This window comes from Fuchsiella alkaliacetigena (assembly GCF_023227765.1).
GTDB lineage: Bacteria > Bacillota > Halanaerobiia > Halobacteroidales > Acetohalobiaceae > Fuchsiella > Fuchsiella alkaliacetigena.
Window position 1 is genome coordinate 1 of the sequence record NZ_JALKBZ010000020.1, and the last position, 21,406, is coordinate 21,406.

Below are 21,406 nucleotides of genomic sequence, written 5' to 3' on the forward strand. Positions count from 1 at the left end.
TTTCGGCGAGGCACAAAAGGCCTCTTTCTTTCAGGCGACATTTAACAGTCTAACATATAATCTAAACCTTGTCAAGAAAAAAATCTTTTTATTTATAAATCAATCTTCTTCCCTTTAAATGGTAATAGTTATTTTAACACATTTATAATAACTTGTCAAGAAATATAGCCAATCCAAATTAACTACTACCTCTGACAAACAGCTACCATTAAATAATACTTTTGATCCTTTTTAGCAACTTCGATTCTATCATTGATTTGATAATGCATTTCTACTTTTGAAAAAGGAGTTAGTAATTGTCGAAACTCTTCCTCGCGATACTGACGATAATGATAAGGATTAGCACAAGGCTCTTTTCTACCATTACCAAAAGGAGTAGAAATTATCAATCTCCCCTCCTCCTTTAACAGTCTAATTAAGTTATCAATAAAAGCATAATCATCTTTTATATGTTCTATTGTTTCTAAGCTAACTATGGTATCAAACCTGCCAATCTCATCAACTAAGCTTTTATCCTTAGCATCACCTACTTTAAAAGTAATCCAGGGATGCAAATAATGCTGGCGAGCATAATCTATTACTTCAGCCTCTACATCGACCCCTACTATCTCTTTAATTCCTTCCCCTAAAGCTAATAACATCTCTGTCCCATAGCCAACTCCACAAGCAATATCCAAAACTCTACCTTGGCAGTACTGGCTAGCAAATCTATATCTAGCTTGATGTTCAATCAATAATCCATTTTCAGGATTCATTTTTTTAGGAATTACTCTTTCTTCAGTTAATTCCAACATATTTTATCATCACCTACTTATTAAACTTAGCCATTATCTCTAAAGTTTCTTTAATAGTATCCTCTACACTATTATCCTCTTCAATAGAAGAAATAATACATTCATAAGCATGGTTTTCGATAATTGCTAAACCAATCTTATTTATTGAAGACTTAATAGCCGATATTTGAACCAGAATATCTAAACATTCTTTTTCTTCCTCAATCATCTTTTCAATTCCGCCGATATGACCCTTTAAAGTCTTCAGCCTGTTAAGCAAATCTTTTTTCATCTTTTCCTCTTTCATCAAACTGATCACCTTCTAATTTAAAGTTATATATTTAGACCATAGGCTTCAACCCATGATCTAAATACATTTTTCTAACTATTTTTCAGGCCTCATATGTGGAAATAAAATCACATCTCTGATAGAACTAGAATCAGTCAGCAACATAATTAATCTATCAATTCCTATTCCTAATCCTCCGGCCGGAGGCATACCATACTCTAAGGCTCTAATAAAGTCCTCATCCATCATATGCGCTTCATCATCACCAGCTTCCCGCTGCTGCATCTGCTTTTCAAATCTCTCTTTTTGATCTAATGGATCATTGAGCTCAGAAAAAGCATTAGCAATTTCATTTCCAGCTATAAACAGTTCAAAACGCTCTGTAAAATCCTCATCATCTTCTTTACGTTTAGCTAAAGGAGAAACCGCTAATGGATAATCAATAATAAAAGTAGGCTCAATTAACTTCTCCTCCACAAACGCTTCAAAAAAGCTATTAATAATTTTACCTACAGAATCCTCTTCTTCAAGCTCTAACTTATATTCAGCAGCTAACTCTTTAGCCGCAGCCAAATCATCAACTTCACTAAAGTCTACTCCTACCTCTTCTTCAATAGCTTCCAACATAGTCATTCGCTTCCAGGAAGGAGATAAATCAATCTTTTCTCCTTGATATTCAATCTCCAAATTTCCTAAAACTTCTTCAGCAATCTGGACAATAATATTTTCAGTAATCTCAATCATGTCTTCATAGTCAGCATAGGCCTGATAAAGCTCTAGCGAAGTAAACTCGGGATTATGTTTAGTAGAAATGCCTTCATTTCTAAGGTTCTTGCCAATTTCAAAAACCTTTTCAAAGCCACCTACAATTAATCTTTTCAAGTATAACTCCGGTGCTATTCGCAAATAAAGCTCCATATCCAAAGCATTATGATGAGTCACAAAAGGTCTAGCTGCTGCTCCACCAGCAATAGTATGCATTAAAGGAGTTTCTACTTCCAAAAAATCTTCCTCTTCCAAATAACTGCGCATACTATGAATAATTTTACTTCTAGTAATAAAGGTTTCTTTAACTTCAGGATTGACTATTAAGTCTACATACCTTTGTCTATACCTTAGTTCAACATCAGTTAAGCCGTGCCATTTTTCAGGTAAAGGACGTAAAGATTTAGCTAATAACCTAAAATCCTCAATCCATAAGGTAATCTCACCTCGCCTAGTCTTAAAAAGAGTCCCTTCTACTCCAATATGATCTCCAATATCCAAAGAAGCAAAAAGTTCATAAAGCTCTACTCCTAAATCATCCTCTTTAGCATATAACTGAATTTCAGCTGACATATCTGCTAAGTCAGCAAAACTAGCCTTACCATGGCTTCTGACAGCCATTAACCTTCCAGCTAAGCTAATAGTTGTATCTTCATCGAAGTCAGCAAAGTTATTTAAAATTTCTTGAACTTGGTGACTTCTCTCGTACTTTTCACTATAAGCTGGAATCCCTTTTTCTTTGAGCTCCTTCAACTTCTTTCTTCTCTCTTTTCTCAACTCATTCAGTTCATTCAATTCTTCTTCAGACATTAATTATTAACCCCCAATTTAAACTGCTTATTTACTTTTTAATACCTAGAATTTTATATTTAATTTTACCTACTGGAGCTTCTACTTCTACCACTTCTCCTACTTTATGACCAATTAAGGCTTTCCCTACTGGAGAAGCATTTGAAATTTTACTATTTAACGGATCAGCTTCAGTAGTACCTACTAATTTATAAGTGTTTTCCTCTTCAGTTTCTAAATCCTTAATAGTAACTATAGTCCCTATATTAACTTCTGTGGTTTTAACTTCATCTTCGTTAATTACTTCAGCATTTTTTAACATTCTCTCAATTTCTTTAATTCTACCTTCTACAAAGGCCTGTTCATTTTTAGCATCATCATATTCTGAATTTTCACTAATATCTCCAAATTCTAAAGCCTGCTTAATCCGCTTAGCCACTTCTTTACGTTTATTACTCCTTAGATATTCTAACTCTTCTTCTAAATTTTTTAGTCCTTCTTTAGTCAAAATAACTTTTTCACTCATAAAAACTAACCCCTTCTTATTAAATTTAATTTGATTTACCTAACTTAAACAAAGATTCCCATTTAATTATGACAAAAATATAAAATAGTGTCAAGAAATATTTCTTGACACTATTTTTATATTAACTATTAGTAATCAATTATAAGCTAATGTTTTATCTTTGTCAAGTTAGTAAAGCAGCCTCTTTTACTTGCTTAAAGTCTTCTTCCTTAACCGGTCGCTTTAAATTACGAAGTCCAGCTAAACTAAAGCCGTGCTTTTCTCCTAATCTTTTAATCTCTTGTATTTTCCGCAAAGAGATATCTCTACCCAAAGTATAATTTTCATACTTATTTTCTAAAGCCAAAATCATAGTTTCAGCCATACAAGCATAGACACTCCCAGGTGGCAAACCAAAATCAAAGTTAAGCTTTACCGGGCCCGGCGGAGCTACTAAACCACCTTCAATAACTAGCACATCTTCTCGAACTTCACTTACCTGCTGTGCTACATCCCTCGGTCTAGCTATATCACAGACTATAGCGCCTGGCTTTAAATATTGAGCTTGAACTAAAGCATCTACAGAGCTGGAAACAGTAATTACAATATCCGCTTGGGGAAGCAAGCTATTAATATCTGTAGAATAGCCCAATTCTGTACTACTAAAGATGTTTTCTGTTAAGTAATTAATTAATCTTTTTAACTTAACTTCATTTCTAGCCGCTAAAGTTAAACTTTCCACTTCGGAAGCTAATAGTTTACTACAGGCCTTACCAATCGAACCGGTAGCTCCAATTATCGCTAAGTTGCTTTCACTCAATTTTAAGTCCAATTTTTGAGCAGCTAATTTAACAGCTTCTAAAGCAGTAGCTACAGTATAGCTATTACCGGTAGTTACTGGCACTTCTAACTGCTTAGCTACTTCAACTCCTGCTTGACCTACAATAGAGGTATAAGCTCCTAAGCCTATAATTTCTGCCCCTAAATCTATTGCTTTTTTAGCAGCACTTACTATTTGTTTTAAAACTTTATCTTGAGGCAAAGTCAGTATCTGCTTTGAAGTTAGAGTACAAGCTACAAAGTAACCTTCAGCTTCAACTCCTTGTTGAGATCTTAATCCTGTTAAGCGGGAAAGATTAATTGGGGGTAGATATCTAAGAACTTTCTCCAAAATAACGTCTGGAATCCAAGAACTAAAAGAAAACTTGCGTGCTAAATCCTGCAAATGCAAAGGATGAACAATAAAGCCAAACTTATGCAAAGAAACCCCTCCTATAACATATAATTACTCTATAAATAGCCTCTATCTTTACTCTAAAGCTTCAACTCTAGGCTGAAAATCTAGTTTATCAAATATCTTTAAGTAATCCTTAGTTCTAATTTCAGCTAAAGACTTATCCAGTATAGCAACTAACAAGGCTTCTAAAAGATTAGTTCCAAAAGATCTGCCTCTAAACTCAGGAGTAGTAGTTACTAAAGTACTAACCCCTCTTTCCTTTAATAACTTCACTTCAGCAGAGGTTATAGTATTAGTAATCACCGTTTTATCCGTTAAATCCAGAGGTAAATACTTTTTAATTAAATGAAAGTCCCCCGCGATCACATCAGCCCATTGATAATAGCTTGCAAACTTCTTATTTCCTGTAGTTTCTTGTTCAGCTCCAGTAGGATAAATAGTCTTAATAGGTAAAAGCTTCACTAGAGGAGCTAATAACCTAATCAGTACTTCCATTTTTGCTGCTGACTTAATTGGTAAAGGCAAAGCAAAAGCAAAGATTAAGTCACCATAGCAAAGATTACAGTCCAACTCTTCGAAGGCATTAGCCATCCCTAATCTATCAGCAGCACTAGTTAATAGTACATTTTTCCCTTTTAGATTTAACTGATAGTCCTTTTCTAAACTCTTAATAACTCTTTTTTCTAAAGAAATTTTCAAACCACTACCATCAACTACGGGAGTTTCTTCAACATCACTAATTAGCTTAGCTGCTTCTCTTAATTTATACTTTTTAACTTGAGAACGAATATAAAGATCTATCCCCCCTAATCCTAGAGCAGCTACTTCTCCATCCAGTTCCATTAACATCTTTTTAGCTTTTTTCAAGCTACCATCGGTTCCAAGTCGCTCTAAACTAAACTTCTCTCCTAATACTTCAAGCTCTACTGAATAATCTCTAGTAGATGAACCTAAGCTGACGCTTACTACTCTCTTCATTTTTTCAACTCCTGCTCTTTCTTCGCTCTTAATATGTGTAATTAATAGAAATTTAATACCAGTTTAATCATAAACAGCAATAAGTTCATCAAGTTATAGTTCCCTTAATAAAGAATAAGCCTAATACAGATTATCTGCATTAGGCTTAAGCAATTACTTTTCTCATTTTTTCAGTTTTTCAGCATATTCGAATAATATTCTTTCCATCTCTTTTTGACTTTGAGCATTATTCGCCTGCCTTTTAACTTCAGTACAGTTAGGTAACCCTTTAACATACCAGGCTATATGCTTTCTCATTTGTCGAACTCCTACGTCTTCGCCTTTATATTTCACTATAGACCGCAGATGTTTAATAAGCATTTTAAGCTTCTCTTGAGCAGTAGGTGCAGCTAACAACTCATCCTCTACTAAGTAATGAATAACTCTCTTGAAAAGCCAAGGGTTTCCTTGAGCACCCCGACCAATCATTATTCCATTGCAACCGGTCTCCATTAACATCTGCTTAGCATCTTGAGGCTTAAATATATCTCCATTGCCTATTACTGGAATACTCAACTCCTGACTAACTTCTTTGATAATACTCCAATCTGCCTCTCCTTTATAAAACTCTTCTCTTGTCCTGCCGTGAACTGCTACCGCCTGCGCTCCCTGCTTTTGAGCAATCAAAGCAATCTCTACAGCATTGACACTGTCTTCATCCCAACCTTTTCTCATTTTAACTGTAACCGGTCTGCTAGCTGTCTCCACTAAAGCTGATATGATTTCGGCTACTCGCTGCGGTTCCTTCATTAATGCTGATCCTGCCCCGTTCTTAACTATTTTACGGGCCGGACAGCCCAGATTCAAATCTATAATATCCGGCTGATACTCCTCAACTATTTTTACAGCTTCTGCCATTATTTCTGGATCTCTACCAAATAACTGTAAAGAAACAGGTCTCTCTTGAGGATTAATAGTTAACATTTCTTTAGTTCGCCTACTGCCATAAACCAAGCCTTTAGCACTTACCATCTCCATACAGACCAAAGCACAGCCCATCTCCTTAACTAACTGTCGATAAGGAAGATCTGTTACTCCAGCCATAGGTGCTAAAATTACTGGGTTATCTAACTTAACGTTACCAATTTCCATTAATCCATTACCTCCACTTAACTATTTAGTTCCGCTATCATCTCTAACCCCTCTAAAGTTAATAAAGGATTAACTATATCAATTTCTTCAGAATCATAGCTAATTAACTCAGCTAAACCACCAGTGGCAACTACTTGAGCTTCTTGTGCAAGCTCTTCCTTGATTCTACTTACTATCCCATCTACCTGACCTATCGCTCCATAAATTACTCCCGACTGCAAACTATCCACAGTATTTTTGCCTACAATACTCTGTGGCTTGCTCATCTCCACCTTAGGCAGCTTAGCAGCATAAGTAGATAAAGCCTCCAAAGAAATATTAATTCCAGGAGCAATAATTCCGCCTAAATAGTCACCTTGAGCCGAAACCAAGCAAAAAGTAGTAGCAGTACCAAAGTCGACAATAATCAAAGGCCCTCCATAAAGTTTATGAGCAGCTACAGCATTTACTATTCTATCGGCTCCTACCTCTTTAGGATTATCCATTTCAATATTAATTCCTGTTTTTAAACCGGGCCCTACAATCATCGGTTCCACCCCAAAATACTTAACAGCCATCTCCTCCAAAGCATTAACCACTGGTGGTACTACACAAGAAATAATAACTCTATCAATATCTTCAACCTGTAGTTCATTATAGTTGAATAGATCAAAAAATAACATCCCGTATTCATCGGCCATCTTCTGCCTTTCAGTAGTTAATCTCCAATCAACTATTAATTCCTGCTCTGCAAACACTCCTAATACAGTATTAGTATTACCTACATCGATTGCTAAAATCATTTTCTCTACTCCTTTGAATATTCTATTTCTAATAACTTATATTTTTAAGCCGTAAAGTCAAATAGGAACCCGCAATAATCTTAATAATATCAGGAATTATAAAAGGTAAAACTCCAGATATAATAGCAGCCTTAATTCCCATTCCAGTAACAATCATCAAACCAATAACTCCTAAAAGATAAATTAAAGCTAAAGCCAATAACATAGACTTGAAAACTGATTTGAAGTCTAAACTTCTTTTTTCTTCTACTAGACTACCCGCTAAATAAGCAGCTAAAGGAAATGAAAATAAAAACCCGGCTGTGGGCCCTACTAAATAAGCTATTCCGGCTGTACCACCAGCATAAACCGGCACCCCTACAGCTCCTAATAACAGATAAAGCACCTGGCTTAAAGCCCCTAACTTAGCTCCTAACAAAGCTCCAGCAGTTAAGGTGAAAAACACCTGTAAAGTTATTGGAGTAGTTCCTATTGGAATTGCTAATAACGAACCTACTCCTGTTAAGGCTGCAAATAAAGATACTACGACCATTTCTTTGACTGTTAATTTCATTCTCTTACCCCCTAAGTATACTCTTTTTCTAAAGTTACATCTCCAGCTACTACTTTTTTTACTCTACCATCAGCTAATTTAATTAATAAAGCTCCTGTGGAATCAATATCTACGGCTTTGCCTACTAAAACTTCTCTGCCGTTATCAACCTGCACCTCCTGCCCTAAAGTAAGATTATACTCTTTCCAGTCTTCAATAATACTTATAAATCCCTGTTCTTGAAACTTAAAATAAGCCAATTCTAACTCAGTAATTAAGCTTAAAAAGAACTCCAACTTCGATACCCTTTCTCCCAACTCCCTTTGCACAGAGCTTGCCTTATTAACTAGATCAGCTGGAAACTGATCTAAGTCAATATTTAAATTAATCCCAATTCCCATTACTAAGTAATTAATCTGATCAACTTCTGCACTTAGTTCCGTTAAAATCCCACTCACCTTACGCCCATTAACTAAAATATCATTAGGCCACTTAATTCCAGGCTTTAAATCAGTTAACTTATCTATAGTCTTAGCTAAAGCTATCACCCCAATAAAGTTCAACTGAGCAACAAAATCAGGTCTCAAATTCGGTCTTAAAATTACTGAAAACCAAATTCCTCCGGGAGGACAAAAAAAGCTACGGCCTAATCTCCCTTTGCCTGCTGTTTGCTCGCCAGCTATCACAATAGCACCTTCAACAGCCCCCTCTTTAGCTTCAGCTATAGCTATCTTATTAGTAGACTCTACTTTTTCATAGTAAATGACTTCTTGACCTAAAATTTCAGTTTCTAAATCTTTTTTTATTTCCTCAGGCGATAGAATATCAGGAGCTTTAACCAAGGAATAACCTAAGCGAGAAGAGGAATCAATTAAATAGCCTTGTTCTCGCAAAGACTGAATATACTTCCAAATAGTAGTCCGAGAAACATCCAGCTTATTACTTAATTCCTCTCCAGATACATAGTCTGCTTCAGTCTCATATAAGATTTGTAAAACCTTTTGCTTTCGCTCTGAAGTTTCTTTCATGTTTTCACCTGCACTTATCTAATTTTTTAGCACGATTAAATTATATATAATTTCCAACACTTTGTCAACCTTGAAATATATTTAGGTAACAATGATGGCTAATTAAATAATTAAGTTCAAGTTTTAAAAACAAAACAATATCGTTCTAATGTTTCAGAGGATAGATGATAAATGATAAAGGATAGATTAAGATCAAGAAATAAAGTTCAAAGACAATTAGACGCAGCGCCCCGTAGGAAGTGCCCTTGGGGTGACTAAGTTCTGACAAAATCTGACTAAAACATAAAACCTTAAAAAACATTAAAACTTTTGAAACCACGAATGAGCACCAATCAACACGCGCCCTGAAAGGATATTAATCCTTGAAGAAGTAGTCTTGGGCTGAATAAAACCTAAAGCTTTAGTTCAAGCTTAATTATAATTTTATGTTTTAAGGTCTAGTCAGAACTTAGTCAGATTTTAGTCTGTATCCAATAGCTTTTAATCTCTTGAACTTATCTGTGTTAAATCTGCGTCTATCTGTGCAATCTGTGTCAGATTTGTCTTTGAACTTGACTTCAATAATATAACAATATTATGGTGATGAAATTCAGCTCTGAACTTCAATTATTAACTATACACTATTAACTTTATAAATAATATTAGTTCAAATCTTGCTCAATTATTTGATTATCTTGATCAACCAAAACCACCTTAGGCTCCAAAGCCTTAACCTCTTCATTATCCATTAAAGCATAAGAAATAATAATTATTTCATCACCCACTTGAGCCTTTCTAGCTGCTGCTCCATTGAGGCAGATAACTCCTGAACCTCTTTCACCTGGAATTACATAGGTCTCTAATCGAGCTCCATTATGATTATTAACCACCTGTACTCTTTCATTAGGCAGTATATCAGCTGCTTCTAATAACTTTTCATCAATAGTAATACTACCTACATAGTTGAGATTAGCCTCAGTTACTGTAGCTTTATGAATCTTCGCTTTATGCATCATTCTTAACATTCTGTCTCTACCTCCAGCATTATATTATCTATCAATCTAGTCTGACCAATATAAACTGCTAAAGCGATCAATACTTTATTCTTCACTTCTGATAAGGAAGCTAAAGTATTTTGATCAACAATTTCTACATAATCAAGCTCCGCCAAAGGCTCTCCCTTGATCCTTTCGACTATTTTCGTTTTAATAATTTCTGCATTTTTTTCACCTGCTATGATAAGTTTTTTAGCTAATTGCAATGAATTATAGAGAACTAAAGCAGCTTCTCTTTCACTTTCATTCAAATACTTATTACGAGAACTAATAGCTAAACCGTCTTTTTCTCTAGCTATAGGCACTGTCACTATTTCTATCTCAAAATTTAAATCTTTAACTAATCGTTTAATAATTAACACCTGCTGAGCATCTTTTTGACCAAAATAAGCTCGATCTGGGCCCACTATATTGAACAGCTTGCTTACTATAGTACAGACCCCTGTAAAGTGATTAGGTCTTGACTCTCCACATAACCTATCACTTAAATCTGCTACTTGAACTGTAGTCAGCGACTGAGTGGAGTAGACTTCCTCAACCTCCGGTGCAAATACTAAATCAACCCCCACTTCCGCAGCTAATTTTAAGTCTCTCTCTAAATCTCGAGGATACTCTTCATAGTCCTCATCAGGTTCAAACTGGGTAGGATTAACAAAGATGCTTACTACAACTATATCATTATCCTTTCTAGCTTCTTTCATCAAGCTCAAATGTCCTTGGTGAAGATAGCCCATTGTAGGTACAAAGCCTACTTCCTGCCCCTCTCTTTTTTGCTCCTTTACAAATTCTCTTACTTCATTAATCTGACGACATACTTCCATTACTCTACCTCCAATCGATTCATTAAAAGCTTTCTTCTGGACTAGGAAAGTCTCCTTGCTCAACATCTTCTTTAAACTTTTTAAGAGCAGCACTGATCTCTTGATTGAGATTAGCATATTTTCTGACAAACTTAGGCGTAAACTTATCATAAATACCTAATAAATCTTGATTAACTAAAACCTGACCGTCACAGTCCTTTCCTGCTCCAATCCCTATAGTAGGAACTTTCACTTCAGCTGTTATTCTCTGAGCTACTTCACTAGGTATACACTCCAGAACTATAGCGAAAACCCCTGCTGCTTCCAAAGCTTTAGCATCTTCAATCAACTCTCTAGCTGCCTCTTCTTCCTTGCCCTGCACTTTAAATCCACCTAATTGATTAATAGCTTGGGGGGTTAAACCTAGATGGCCCATTACTGGAATTCCCGCTTTAATAATAGCTTTAATTTCAGCTACTACTTCCTGACCACCTTCTACTTTAACTGCTTGGGCCCTACTCTCTTTAATAATTCGACCAGCATTTTCTACTGTCTTTGCAATCTGACTAATTTTATAGGACATAAAAGGCATATCAACAACTACTAAAGATCTGCTAGCAGCTCTAGTAACAGCCTGAGCATGGTGAATCATATCTTCAACTGTTACTTGTAAAGTATCTTCATAACCTAAAACCACCATTCCCAAAGAATCACCAACTAAAATTATATCAATCTCAGCCTCATCGATCAACTTGGCCGTTGGATAATCATAGGCAGTTAACATAGTTATCTTTTTCCCTTGCTCTTTCTTCTCTGTTAACAGAGTTGTAGTTACTTGCTCCTTTGTCATCTTTATTCACTCCTCCTTTAAAATTCGTTGCAAAGCCAAAAACTCTTGTTGATTAATACTACTCTTCTGCTGAGCAATTTCAGTAGTATAAGTTCCTAACACCTGATATAACTCTCTTTCTTCTGGCAGAAGTTCTTTAAAGCTTTCAAGATGGCTCTCAATAATTTCTATATCACCTCTTGAAATAGGGCCAGTAAGAGCTTCAGTTGAACCCATTTTTTTTATATTTGCCAAAGTCCCTTCCGCTAAAGGCATTAAAGCTTTCAAAGCCTGTTCTCTAGAAATACCTACTTTTTCGTTCATCTTAAGTGCTAAATCCATAATAGCTACTAAGTAATTAGAAGTTACACAGGCTGCTGCATGGTAAAGAGGTTTAGCTTCAGCAGAGATCACTTCATAGTCTGCTCCCAAACTCTGGATAATATTTTGACCAACTTTACGTCCTAAATCATTACCTTCAATTGTAAAGAATGATTCAGGTAACTTCTTAATTCCAGCTTCAATATCTGCTATAGACTGCAACGGATGTAAAGAGAGCCTTCCATAATCCAAACTTGCTTCTGCTGCTGAAGTTAAGATATCTGCAGTCTGGGCCCCACTAAAGTGAATCAAACAGCTACCTTTATTCACTAGCTGATTAGCGAATAGTTTCTGAGCTACCCCCTCAATAACTTGGTCGGGAGTAGTAATTAAAATCAAATCAGCCTCTTTAATGAAGTCATCGTATTCTGTAGTAGCAATCCCTCCCCCTAACAGTTCCACACCTGCTTGAGCAGACGATAGAGATCTGCTCACAAAGCCCAAAATAGAATAATCATTTTCAGCTAATAAATAAGCAAAGCTCTGCCCTACAGCCCCAGCCCCAATGATAACTACTTGCTGCTTACCCAAAATTAACACCTCCAAATTAAAAAAATCCTCCTGCCGATAACGGTCAAAGAGGATAAATATTAGACATAAGCAAGCTAATTAGACCTAAAATAGCCTAATCGATTCTTACTTAGCCTCTAACCGTCTAAGTCCTAATTAGGATCCCAGCGATAAAAGCTAATTAATATTTAATTATAAAACCTGTGACCTCAAATGAGGCCACAGGTTAATAAACAATAAGTCTTTATTTAGAATAACCCAGTGATATTACCGTCTTCATCTACATCAATCTCTTCAGCAGATGGTACGGCTGGTAAACCAGGCATAGTCATTACTGCACCAGTTAAAGCAACCAAGAAACCAGCTCCAGCAGAGACATTTACTTCTCTAACTGTAACTTCAAAGTCTGTTGGTCGACCTTTCTTAGTAGCATCATCAGAGATAGAAGATTGAGTCTTAGCCATACAGATCGGCATATCGTCAAAGCCTTTCTCTGTTAAGTTCTCAATCTGTGCTTTAGCTTCATCAGTGAAGTTTACACCATCAGCACCATAGATTCTAGTACAAATTGTTTCGATCTTCTCTTCAATTGGCATATCTAATGGATATAGCTGATCGAAATCTTCATTACCTTCATCCATAGCTTCTAATACTTTATTAGCTAGCTCTTCTCCACCTTCGCCACCTTTGGCCCAGATTTCAGATAGAGCAACTCTAACTCCTTTTTCTTCGCAAAGCTCTCTAATCTTGTCTAGCTCTGCTTCAGTATCAGTTGGGAATCTATTGATAGCAACTACTGCAGGTAGATTAAACTCTTCAGTAATATTCTCAATATGCTTAGCTAGGTTTTCAAATCCTTGTTCTACTGCTTCAACGTTCTCTTCTCCTAACTCTTCTAAGCTAGCATTATCTAATCCACCGTGCATCTTCAATGCTCTAGCAGTAGCAACAATAATTACTGCATTCGGCTTTAAGTCAGCATAACGACACTTAATATCTAAGAACTTCTCAGCACCTAGGTCAGCACCGAAACCAGCTTCAGTAACTGTAATATCAGAAGTCTTCATTGCTAACTTAGTAGCTGCAACACTGTTACAACCGTGAGCGATATTAGCAAATGGTCCTCCGTGAATAAATGCTGGAGTATTTTCTAAAGTCTGTACTAGGTTAGGCTGAATTGCATCCTTAAGTAGCGCAGCCATAGCTCCGTGTACATTTAATTCTTTAGCTTGTACAGGATCTCCTTCGAAAGTATAACCAATAATGATATTTCCTAACTTCTCTTTTAAGTCTTCGATTCCTTCAGATAGACAAAGAATAGCCATTACCTCAGAAGCAACAGTAATCATAAAGCCATCTTCTCTAACCTGACCGTTAGGTCCTCCAACTCCTACAATAACTTCTCTTAGCGCACGATCATTCATATCAACAACTCTTTGGAATACTACCTCTTTAGGATCAAGTCCTAAGTCGTTACCTTGCTTGATATGGTTATCAATAGCTGTAGAAAGCAAGTTATGAGCTACACCAACTGCGTGAACGTCTCCAGTAAAGTGTAGGTTAATATCTTCCATAGGTACAACCTGTGACATACCTCCACCGGCAGCACCACCTTTAACTCCCATACAAGGTCCTAGAGATGGCTCTCTAAGAGCAACTGTAGTCTTATGACCTAGTTGATTTAGAGCTTGTGTTACACCAACACTTGTAGTAGTTTTACCTTCACCAGCAGGTGTAGGAGTAATAGCAGTTACTAGAATTAACTTACTATCATCATTGCTCATTCTCTTCTTATAAGCTTCATACTTAACCTTAGCTTTATTGTCTCCATACATTTCAATCTCGTCTTCACTTAACCCCAGCTGTTCAGCAATCTCCGTAATGTGTTTTAGTTCTGCCTCCTGTGCAATTTCAATATCTGACTTCATTAATTAATCACTCACCTTTCGTTTTTTAGTTTAAAGTAATTTAAAAATAAATTACTTTTAATAAAACTTCTTTTAATTCTGAATATTCAGAACTTAATCTGCACCCAACTAAACTCCTTAAACACCCTTATTTTTTAATAATAGTCTTATCAGCTACTACCTTGCTATCGCCCCCTTTATTAACATACCTAATTTATTAATAAAATACTACAATTTAAATCTCATTAAAAACTTACCTTTAATACATTAATATAAAGGTAAGTTTGGTAATCTAAAAAAGATATTGTTATCCATCACCGTTTATTTTATCAATATATACTTTTAGTTATGTATGCATAATTTAGTAAATAACTATCTTATTAACTCAATTTAATAATAATATGTTTATTTTCTAATCAATTCTTATATGCTATTAATTTAACAGCTATATAATATATTACGCTATAAATTTCAAAAGTCCTTCTTTATATTTAAAAAAATTAAGAAAAAAATTAAAATCAACCTTTTAAACGTAATTAAAGCTACTAAAGAGGCTAGCTTGAGCTAGCCTCTTTATAAAAATAATACTAATTATTATTTTTTAAGTTAATATTAATCTCAGGATTTGCCTCTAAATCTAAATTAGATCCTCGCGACTCTTCTTCTTTACTTTCTGTTTTTGAGTTCGCTTCTTCAGCAGGTTCATATTCGTAATCTTCCTTATATTCAGCAATAATCTTATTAATATCATCTGATACTAAGGTTTCTTTCTCTTTCAATTCTGCTACCATTGCTTCAACCATTTCCTTGTTTTCATTCAAGATTTCCCTTGCTTTATTATAAGCAGAATCAATAAAGTCCTTAACTTCTTCGTCTATTAAGGCAGCTACTTCTTCACTATAATTTTTACTTCTAGAAATATCTCTGCCTAAAAAGACCTGATCTCCATTCTTTTGTCCTAAAGTTAAAGGACCAATCTCATCGCTCATACCGTACTCTGTAACCATACTTCGAGCAATCTTAGTAGCTCTTTCTAGATCATTTTGAGCCCCTGTACTGATATCGTTTAAAAATATCTCTTCAGCTACCCTACCTCCCAGTAAAGCAGTTATTTTATCAGTTAACTCCGACTTAGTAACATAGTTTTTATCAGCTTCAGGCAAATTAATAGTAAAGCCTCCAGCCCTACCTCGAGGAATAATCGATACTTTATGAGTTGGGTCAGCATGCTCTAAAAGTTCACCCAAAAGCGCATGACCTGTTTCATGATAGGAAACTATATCCTTTTCTTTATCACTTATTAAACGACTCTTTTTCTGTGGGCCTGCAATTACTCGGTCAATAGCATCATCAAATTCCAACATACTTATCTGTCGTTTATCTCTTCTAGCAGCTAATATAGCAGCTTCATTAGCTAAATTCTCCATATCAGCTCCGGTAAAGCCAGGAGTTCGTTTGGCAACTATATCTAAATCAACATCATTAGCAATAGGTTTATTTTGAACATGAATCTTGAGAACACCTCTACGCCCCTTAAAGTCAGGCTTATCCACTATAACCTGTCTATCAAAACGACCTGGTCTCAATAAAGCGGGATCTAAGACATCAGGCCTATTAGTAGCAGCCATTAAAATAATTCCTTCGTTAGGTTCAAAGCCATCCATCTCTACTAACAGCTGATTTAAAGTCTGTTCTCGTTCATCGTGCCCTCCTCCAACTCCAGCACCTCTCTGTCTACCTACAGCATCTAATTCATCTACAAAAATAATGCAGGGAGCATTCTCTTTCCCTTGTTCAAATAGATCTCTTACCCTAGAAGCACCAACTCCTACAAACATTTCTACAAAGTCTGAACCACTAATAATAAAGAAAGGAACACCTGCTTCTCCAGCTACAGCTCTAGCCATTAAGGTTTTACCAGTTCCAGGAGGCCCCACCAATAAAATCCCTTTGGGTATCTCTGCTCCTAGTTTACTGAACTTTTCTGGACTTTTCAAAAACTCTACAACTTCCCTCAGTTCTTCCTTAACCTCTTCATAATTAGCTACATCATCAAAGGTCACCCGTTTTTTACCTTCTTCATCATGGCGACGGGCTTTACTCTTACCAAAGGACATTACCTTATTTCCTCCACCTTGCATCCTTTTCATAATAAAGAACCAAAAACCTAAAATTAAGATAACTGGAAATAAATATCCTAAAATACTGGCCCACCAGGGTGGTTCAGGTGCCGGCTCAGTATTAATAACTATATTATTATCTTGTAAAGTTTGCTCTATTTTTTCAATAGTACCAGGAATATTTATTTCAAACTCCTTACCATCAATAGTTTCTCCTTCAATTATATTTTCTCCTACAATAGTAACCTCTTCAATCTGTTCAGTTTCTATTAATTGAATAAACTCACTGTAACTGAAATCTTCTTCAACTGGAGTAGGAGTTATAAAATACTGGGCTATCAAAAATGAAATAGCAATTATTATCAAGTAAAAGCCGATGTTTTTCGAAAACTTATTCAATAAATAATCCCCTCCCTACATATAGGATTTATTACGATTAGTTATTATACCACAAATGAATTGGATTAGCAAGAAATAAGATTAATCAACTTTAATTACTATCTTATTCATAAAACTCCTCTTTTAAAACAAAAATATAAGGCAAATTCCTGAATTTTTCTTGATAATCTAAACCATAACCAACTACAAACTCATCCGGAATTTCAAAACCATTATAATCTACTTCAACTTTTTTCTCTTTTCTACGTTCAGGCTTATCTAATAAAGTACAGATCTTAATACTAGCCGGATTCCTAGTTTCCAAAAAGCTAACTACATGCCTTAAGGTTAAGCCTGTATCTATTATATCTTCTACAATTAAGATATGTCTACCTGCAATATTCTCCTCTAAATCCTTAATAATTCTTACTATTCCAGAACTTTTAGTCCCATCATAGCTAGAAACATCCATAAAATCTAAAGTTACTGGCAAATCTACACAACGAGCTAGATCAGACATAAACATAACTGCTCCTCTGAGAATACCCACCATTACAATATCGTCATCTAAGCTATAATCAGCTGTAATCTGAGCTCCTAACTTTTTAACTCGCTTCTTGATTTCTTCTTCTGTAATTAGAACTCTATCTACTTTTTCTTTTAAATCTGCCCGCAAAATTAGTTCCTCCTTAAATTAATTAGATATATTCAACTTCTAAAACTAAAATTTCTTCTGTTTTTTCAGTAACTTTAAAGCTATCCTCAATTCTAAAATCACCTACTGCAAATATAACCCCTTTTAAAGTAGTAAAAATGGGAACTTTATCCCTGACTTCTTGAGCAATCTTCTCATCAATAAAAAAATCTTTAATCTTTTTAGTCCCTTCCATTCCTAAAGGACAAAAGCGATCACCAGCTCTTCGATTTCTCACTATAACCTGCTCTCCAATTAAGCTAGCATCTAAAAATAGCTTCTTTGAATCTTTAGTTAATCTTTTTTTATTGAAAAAAATAGCTAATTCAAAGTTAAAGCTTATCTTAACTCCTAATTCAGTTACTGTATACTGGCCCGGTACAGTAAACACAGTTTCAAACTCTTTTATATCCTGCTTAAGTCTTTCTTGCCACGTAAGTCTTAAAGTTTTATATATTCTTTTAACTCTTAATCCTTGAGGTAATTGCAACAAGCTACCTGTAATTCCTTCTTTAATTAATTCTATAATCTGTTCAATATGTTGAAAATAATAATCCTTCTTATCCCCAGTAAACTCTTTTATAGCTTGCCTGATCACTCTTCTCAAAATAGCCAAGTCTAATGATTGCAAAGTCTCTAAATCCAAATCTATTCTTTCGGACTTATCAATAAGCAAAGACTGAGTATACTTAGTAGCAGCATGCTTCTCTAAAAAGTCCTCCTCTTCTCTAAATAGCTTAGCCATTCTATTTAAAGATTCTTTAATAGAGCTATTAAACTCCCGCTCTAAATAAGGTAATAACTCTAATCTTACTTTATTACGCAGATAAATAGCTTCCAAGTTAGAACTGTCTAGCCTAGGATTAAGATCATGCTTAGAACAGTATTTCTCGATATCCACCCGCCAGACCTCCAATAAAGGACGAATAAATTTATCATTTCTAAGCGGAGCTATCCCACTCAAGCCTGTTAGGCCAGCTCCCCGCAAAAAATTAATCAATACCGTTTCTGCTTGATCATCGGCATGTTGACCAATAGCTATTTTATCTGCTTCCAACTGCTCAGCTAATTCTAAACAAAAACGATAACGAATTTCACGAGCGGCTGCCTGTTTAGAAAGTCCTTTTTTCGAGTTAATATACTCAGCAACATCATACTCTTTAATAGTTACTGGTACCTCTAACTTAGCAGCAAATTCAACTACAAACTCAGCATCAGCTGCCGATTCCTGGCCTCTAAACATATGGTCTAAATGAAAAACATGTAACTGCAAATCATAATCAAAACGCAAGCGCCATAAAAGATGTAATAAAGTCAAAGAATCCGGGCCCCCGGAAACACTAACTATAACCTTATCTCCACTTGCTAATAAGCCATATTTATCGATACAACCTCTAACCCGTTCTATTAAATCCATTGCTAATTCTCCTAACTAGATTCTCATCAAAATATTTATTTCGACAAAGATATTTTAGCTCCTTCCTTAATCAAGCGATTTCTGAGGATAAGCAGTTAATTTTATGGTTAAAACAGTCATATCATCATTAATTTCAGTCTTAGAATCCAAAGCCTGCTCCAATATATAATCAGCTAATGATTGGGGATCATTAATTAAGCAATTTTTCAATAACCTCTTCATCCATGTTTCCTGTTTAACCTCTCCCCACTGCGAATCAATTACTCCATCAGTTAACATCACTACCATATTCCCCGCTTCCAAGGATAACTGTCTATTTAACTTTATATCTATGTTATCTATAATACCTATCGGCAAAGAAGTGCCTTTAATCACTTCAATCTCTCTATTATTTCGCTTAATAAATGTTGGGGCAGAGCCAATCTTTATAAAGTCAGCCTGACCTGTATAGCGATCAATTGCACTTATATCAACAGTAGCAAATACTTCTTCACTAGATCTCAATAATAAAGCAGAATTAACTATCTTAATTGCTAATTCTTTATCAAATCCAGTTGCAATTAATTTTTCTAAAAGATCAACTGCACTTTGACTTTCCAAAGCAGCTCTCTTTCCAATTCCCATACCGTCACTTAAAATTGCAACCTCTTCTTTGTTATTGACATTTACTACTTTATAATCATCTCCTGAGACTTCTTCTTGTTCAGGTGAAGTTTGAGCAACCCCAACTTGCACCTGATACTTAACAGCAGATGCTATCTTAAGTAAACAGTTCTCCTCCCCTAGACTAGCCCCACATTTACTCCACTTTATTCTAAACTTTTGCTTCAAAATTTTATTTAAAGTAGGAAGAACTTTGCTAGTACATTCCTTTTCTCCAGCACAAGTTCTCTTGTTTAAAATAAATTCCATTTCTTCCTGTTCTTTTTCAAGCACAGTCAATTCTTCAATAAAGATCCCATAAGCCTCTAGCTCACTCTGTACTACCTTTTTCAAATTATTATCTAAATTAATTTCCACTTCTAAATCAGTAGCTAACTTTTCTAAAAGCTCTACTAAGCCAATTACTTGATTACTAATTATTTCTTGACTATCTTTTAATTTTTTATGCCAAAAATTATTTATTTCATACTTTTCTAAAAATCTATTCACCTTCTCACTTAACTTTCTCGGGAACTTACAGTCTCCCTCCATAATTTCATTCAGCCTTCTAGCTTTAATCTGGCCCTTCTTTTCAGCCCTAGATAGTATTTCTAAGCAAGATTGATAAGTTTCGAAAAATTTCTGCTCCCAACAAATATTATATAGCTCACATTTTAAACAAACTTGATTAGCTACTATGTTAAGTAATTCATCTAAACTACTATTTTCAGCTCTTCCTTGCTTAGCTGTAGGTTGTTTTTCAAAGGTATCTACTATCTCCATAAACACACCTCTTACTCTATTAACTTTCTGAATAACCTGTTGAGAAAGTTTATTTCTCTGCTCAGTTTGAGCACTAATTACTAAGTCCGGCACTAAAAAGCCCAGGGAATCTATAGCGAAGGCTGGAATTAAAAGCAAGACACCACCAGCTAATAAACTCTCAGCTAAAATAGCATTAATATCATTAATTTCAACCAAAAGTACAGTATACATCAAAGCAGTTAGAAAAAATCCAACTATTACTCCTAACTTACCTTCCCTATTAAAATGACCTCCAATTAAACCAGCCAAAGCATAAAGCCCTGTTACTTCTACTACATAAAGATTAGAAATACTATAAACTAAACCTATTACTGCTCCCGCAACGGTAGCTACCGCCCCTCCACCTAATAAAGCAATTAGCATTACTACTAAACTACTAAAAACCCGCGGCAGATTAATAACCCCTACTTCAATATTAGGTAAGCCGATATTCAAAACAGCCAAAGTAGTTAATAAAGCTAAAATATTAATATCAGCTAAACTGTCTTTATGCTCTACATAAAATAAAGGAGATAAGCCTTTCACTAAAATAAAAGTTAAGATCATTACTAATATAGCCCCTAATAATGATAATAAATCTTCATGTAAAAAACGAGCAGCTAAAACTAAGCCTATAACTTCAATCATTAACAGAACTCCACCATTTAAAATGGAAAATTTCAATTTGGAAATTCCTTCTTTATATTCAAAAAAATATATTGCTAAAGAAGCAAATATCAAACCGGATAAAAAATATTTGCCTAAAGACCAGCTAAAACCCAAAATATTATAATAACCTAAATAAATACTAAACACAAATAAGACTACTCTACTCAATTTTTCACTTCTACAGAGATATTGATAAAGAATTAAAGCTATAAATGATAAACCAAAAGGTAATAATTCACTGGATAAAAAAGCTCGTCCAATTATTAAACCTACTATAGTATAAACAATATGCAACACATCAATTCCCAATATTAACTCTTTAAACCTATTTTTTAATCTTAATAATTTCCCAGCCTTTTCTTTCATTCTCTGATAGCTAGATAAATCAGATTCAATCAATATAATCCCTCCT

The 21,406-nt window shown here is 35.0% G+C and carries 19 protein-coding genes; all 19 read right to left on the reverse strand.

Going from position 1 to position 21,406, the window contains the following annotated elements:
- Positions 1 to 185 precede the first annotated feature (185 nt).
- Complete coding sequence (locus MWH30_RS07385) at positions 186 to 794, reverse strand: class I SAM-dependent methyltransferase (protein WP_248663427.1); 609 nt, start codon at positions 792 to 794, stop codon at positions 186 to 188.
- A 13-nt stretch (positions 795 to 807) separates the two neighbouring features.
- Positions 808 to 1,080, reverse strand: coding sequence for a metal-sensitive transcriptional regulator (locus MWH30_RS07390; RefSeq protein WP_248663428.1), 273 nt, complete (start codon positions 1,078 to 1,080; stop codon positions 808 to 810).
- Between the two features lie 78 nt (positions 1,081 to 1,158).
- Positions 1,159 to 2,637, reverse strand: a complete 1,479-nt coding sequence (gene lysS / locus MWH30_RS07395) for a lysine--tRNA ligase (protein ID WP_248663429.1) — start codon at positions 2,635 to 2,637, stop codon at positions 1,159 to 1,161.
- A 31-nt stretch (positions 2,638 to 2,668) separates the two neighbouring features.
- The gene (gene greA, locus MWH30_RS07400; RefSeq protein WP_248663430.1) at positions 2,669 to 3,142 is read right to left on the reverse strand and encodes a transcription elongation factor GreA; all 474 of its coding nucleotides are present in this window, start codon (positions 3,140 to 3,142) and stop codon (positions 2,669 to 2,671) included.
- A 163-nt stretch (positions 3,143 to 3,305) separates the two neighbouring features.
- Positions 3,306 to 4,382, reverse strand: a complete 1,077-nt coding sequence (locus tag MWH30_RS07405) for a shikimate dehydrogenase (RefSeq protein WP_248663431.1) — start codon at positions 4,380 to 4,382, stop codon at positions 3,306 to 3,308.
- A 48-nt stretch (positions 4,383 to 4,430) separates the two neighbouring features.
- On the reverse strand, positions 4,431 to 5,336 hold the full coding sequence (locus tag MWH30_RS07410; protein ID WP_248663432.1) for a DUF8754 domain-containing protein: 906 nt from the start codon (positions 5,334 to 5,336) through the stop codon (positions 4,431 to 4,433).
- Between the two features lie 162 nt (positions 5,337 to 5,498).
- Positions 5,499 to 6,467, reverse strand: a complete 969-nt coding sequence (gene dusB / locus MWH30_RS07415) for a tRNA dihydrouridine synthase DusB (RefSeq protein ID WP_248663433.1) — start codon at positions 6,465 to 6,467, stop codon at positions 5,499 to 5,501.
- Between the two features lie 17 nt (positions 6,468 to 6,484).
- A complete protein-coding gene (locus MWH30_RS07420; RefSeq protein WP_248663434.1) occupies positions 6,485 to 7,249 on the reverse strand; it encodes a type III pantothenate kinase in 765 nt (254 codons plus the stop codon).
- A 28-nt stretch (positions 7,250 to 7,277) separates the two neighbouring features.
- Positions 7,278 to 7,802 (reverse strand): biotin transporter BioY, encoded by a 525-nt coding sequence (locus MWH30_RS07425; protein WP_248663435.1) that lies wholly within the window; start codon positions 7,800 to 7,802, stop codon positions 7,278 to 7,280.
- A gap of 11 nt (positions 7,803 to 7,813) precedes the next feature.
- Positions 7,814 to 8,809, reverse strand: a complete 996-nt coding sequence (locus tag MWH30_RS07430; RefSeq protein WP_248663436.1) for a biotin--[acetyl-CoA-carboxylase] ligase — start codon at positions 8,807 to 8,809, stop codon at positions 7,814 to 7,816.
- Positions 8,810 to 9,450: 641 nt separating this feature from the next.
- Positions 9,451 to 9,813 carry an aspartate 1-decarboxylase gene (panD, locus tag MWH30_RS07435; protein ID WP_248663437.1) on the reverse strand — a complete coding sequence of 121 codons (363 nt, stop codon included), beginning with the start codon at positions 9,811 to 9,813 and terminating at the stop codon, positions 9,451 to 9,453.
- Positions 9,807 to 10,664, reverse strand: a complete 858-nt coding sequence (gene panC / locus MWH30_RS07440) for a pantoate--beta-alanine ligase (RefSeq protein WP_248663438.1) — start codon at positions 10,662 to 10,664, stop codon at positions 9,807 to 9,809. Before panC ends, panD begins: the two co-directional genes overlap by 7 nt.
- 22 nt (positions 10,665 to 10,686) lie before the next feature.
- A complete protein-coding gene (gene panB, locus MWH30_RS07445) occupies positions 10,687 to 11,493 on the reverse strand; it encodes a 3-methyl-2-oxobutanoate hydroxymethyltransferase (protein WP_248663439.1) in 807 nt (268 codons plus the stop codon).
- Positions 11,494 to 11,499: 6 nt separating this feature from the next.
- Positions 11,500 to 12,393 carry a Rossmann-like and DUF2520 domain-containing protein gene (locus tag MWH30_RS07450; RefSeq protein WP_248663465.1) on the reverse strand — a complete coding sequence of 298 codons (894 nt, stop codon included), beginning with the start codon at positions 12,391 to 12,393 and terminating at the stop codon, positions 11,500 to 11,502.
- A gap of 218 nt (positions 12,394 to 12,611) precedes the next feature.
- Complete coding sequence (locus MWH30_RS07455; protein ID WP_248663440.1) at positions 12,612 to 14,291, reverse strand: formate--tetrahydrofolate ligase; 1,680 nt, start codon at positions 14,289 to 14,291, stop codon at positions 12,612 to 12,614.
- Between the two features lie 566 nt (positions 14,292 to 14,857).
- Complete coding sequence (gene ftsH, locus MWH30_RS07460) at positions 14,858 to 16,789, reverse strand: ATP-dependent zinc metalloprotease FtsH (RefSeq protein WP_248663441.1); 1,932 nt, start codon at positions 16,787 to 16,789, stop codon at positions 14,858 to 14,860.
- Positions 16,790 to 16,892: 103 nt separating this feature from the next.
- Complete coding sequence (gene hpt, locus MWH30_RS07465) at positions 16,893 to 17,444, reverse strand: hypoxanthine phosphoribosyltransferase (protein ID WP_248663442.1); 552 nt, start codon at positions 17,442 to 17,444, stop codon at positions 16,893 to 16,895.
- A 22-nt stretch (positions 17,445 to 17,466) separates the two neighbouring features.
- Positions 17,467 to 18,879, reverse strand: a complete 1,413-nt coding sequence (tilS, locus tag MWH30_RS07470; RefSeq protein ID WP_248663443.1) for a tRNA lysidine(34) synthetase TilS — start codon at positions 18,877 to 18,879, stop codon at positions 17,467 to 17,469.
- Positions 18,880 to 18,945: 66 nt separating this feature from the next.
- Positions 18,946 to 21,393: a stage II sporulation protein E gene (spoIIE, locus tag MWH30_RS07475; protein ID WP_248663444.1), complete on the reverse strand. Its 2,448-nt coding sequence runs from the start codon at positions 21,391 to 21,393 to the stop codon at positions 18,946 to 18,948.
- Positions 21,394 to 21,406: the final 13 nt, after the last annotated feature.

What these genes read in the sequence shown, in the direction of transcription:
- MWH30_RS07385 (WP_248663427.1), bottom strand. Translation starts at nt 794, where the DNA reads ATGTTGGAATTAACTGAAGAAAGAGTAATTCCTAAAAAAATGAATCCT.
- MWH30_RS07390 (WP_248663428.1), bottom strand. Translation starts at nt 1,080, where the DNA reads ATGAAAGAGGAAAAGATGAAAAAAGATTTGCTTAACAGGCTGAAGACT.
- lysS (WP_248663429.1), bottom strand. Translation starts at nt 2,637, where the DNA reads ATGTCTGAAGAAGAATTGAATGAACTGAATGAGTTGAGAAAAGAGAGA.
- greA (WP_248663430.1), bottom strand. Translation starts at nt 3,142, where the DNA reads ATGAGTGAAAAAGTTATTTTGACTAAAGAAGGACTAAAAAATTTAGAA.
- MWH30_RS07410 (WP_248663432.1), bottom strand. Translation starts at nt 5,336, where the DNA reads ATGAAGAGAGTAGTAAGCGTCAGCTTAGGTTCATCTACTAGAGATTAT.
- dusB (WP_248663433.1), bottom strand. Translation starts at nt 6,467, where the DNA reads ATGGAAATTGGTAACGTTAAGTTAGATAACCCAGTAATTTTAGCACCT.
- MWH30_RS07420 (WP_248663434.1), bottom strand. Translation starts at nt 7,249, where the DNA reads ATGATTTTAGCAATCGATGTAGGTAATACTAATACTGTATTAGGAGTG.
- MWH30_RS07425 (WP_248663435.1), bottom strand. Translation starts at nt 7,802, where the DNA reads ATGAAATTAACAGTCAAAGAAATGGTCGTAGTATCTTTATTTGCAGCC.
- MWH30_RS07430 (WP_248663436.1), bottom strand. Translation starts at nt 8,809, where the DNA reads ATGAAAGAAACTTCAGAGCGAAAGCAAAAGGTTTTACAAATCTTATAT.
- panD (WP_248663437.1), bottom strand. Translation starts at nt 9,813, where the DNA reads ATGTTAAGAATGATGCATAAAGCGAAGATTCATAAAGCTACAGTAACT.
- panC (WP_248663438.1), bottom strand. Translation starts at nt 10,664, where the DNA reads ATGGAAGTATGTCGTCAGATTAATGAAGTAAGAGAATTTGTAAAGGAG.
- panB (WP_248663439.1), bottom strand. Translation starts at nt 11,493, where the DNA reads ATGACAAAGGAGCAAGTAACTACAACTCTGTTAACAGAGAAGAAAGAG.
- MWH30_RS07455 (WP_248663440.1), bottom strand. Translation starts at nt 14,291, where the DNA reads ATGAAGTCAGATATTGAAATTGCACAGGAGGCAGAACTAAAACACATT.
- tilS (WP_248663443.1), bottom strand. Translation starts at nt 18,879, where the DNA reads ATGGATTTAATAGAACGGGTTAGAGGTTGTATCGATAAATATGGCTTA.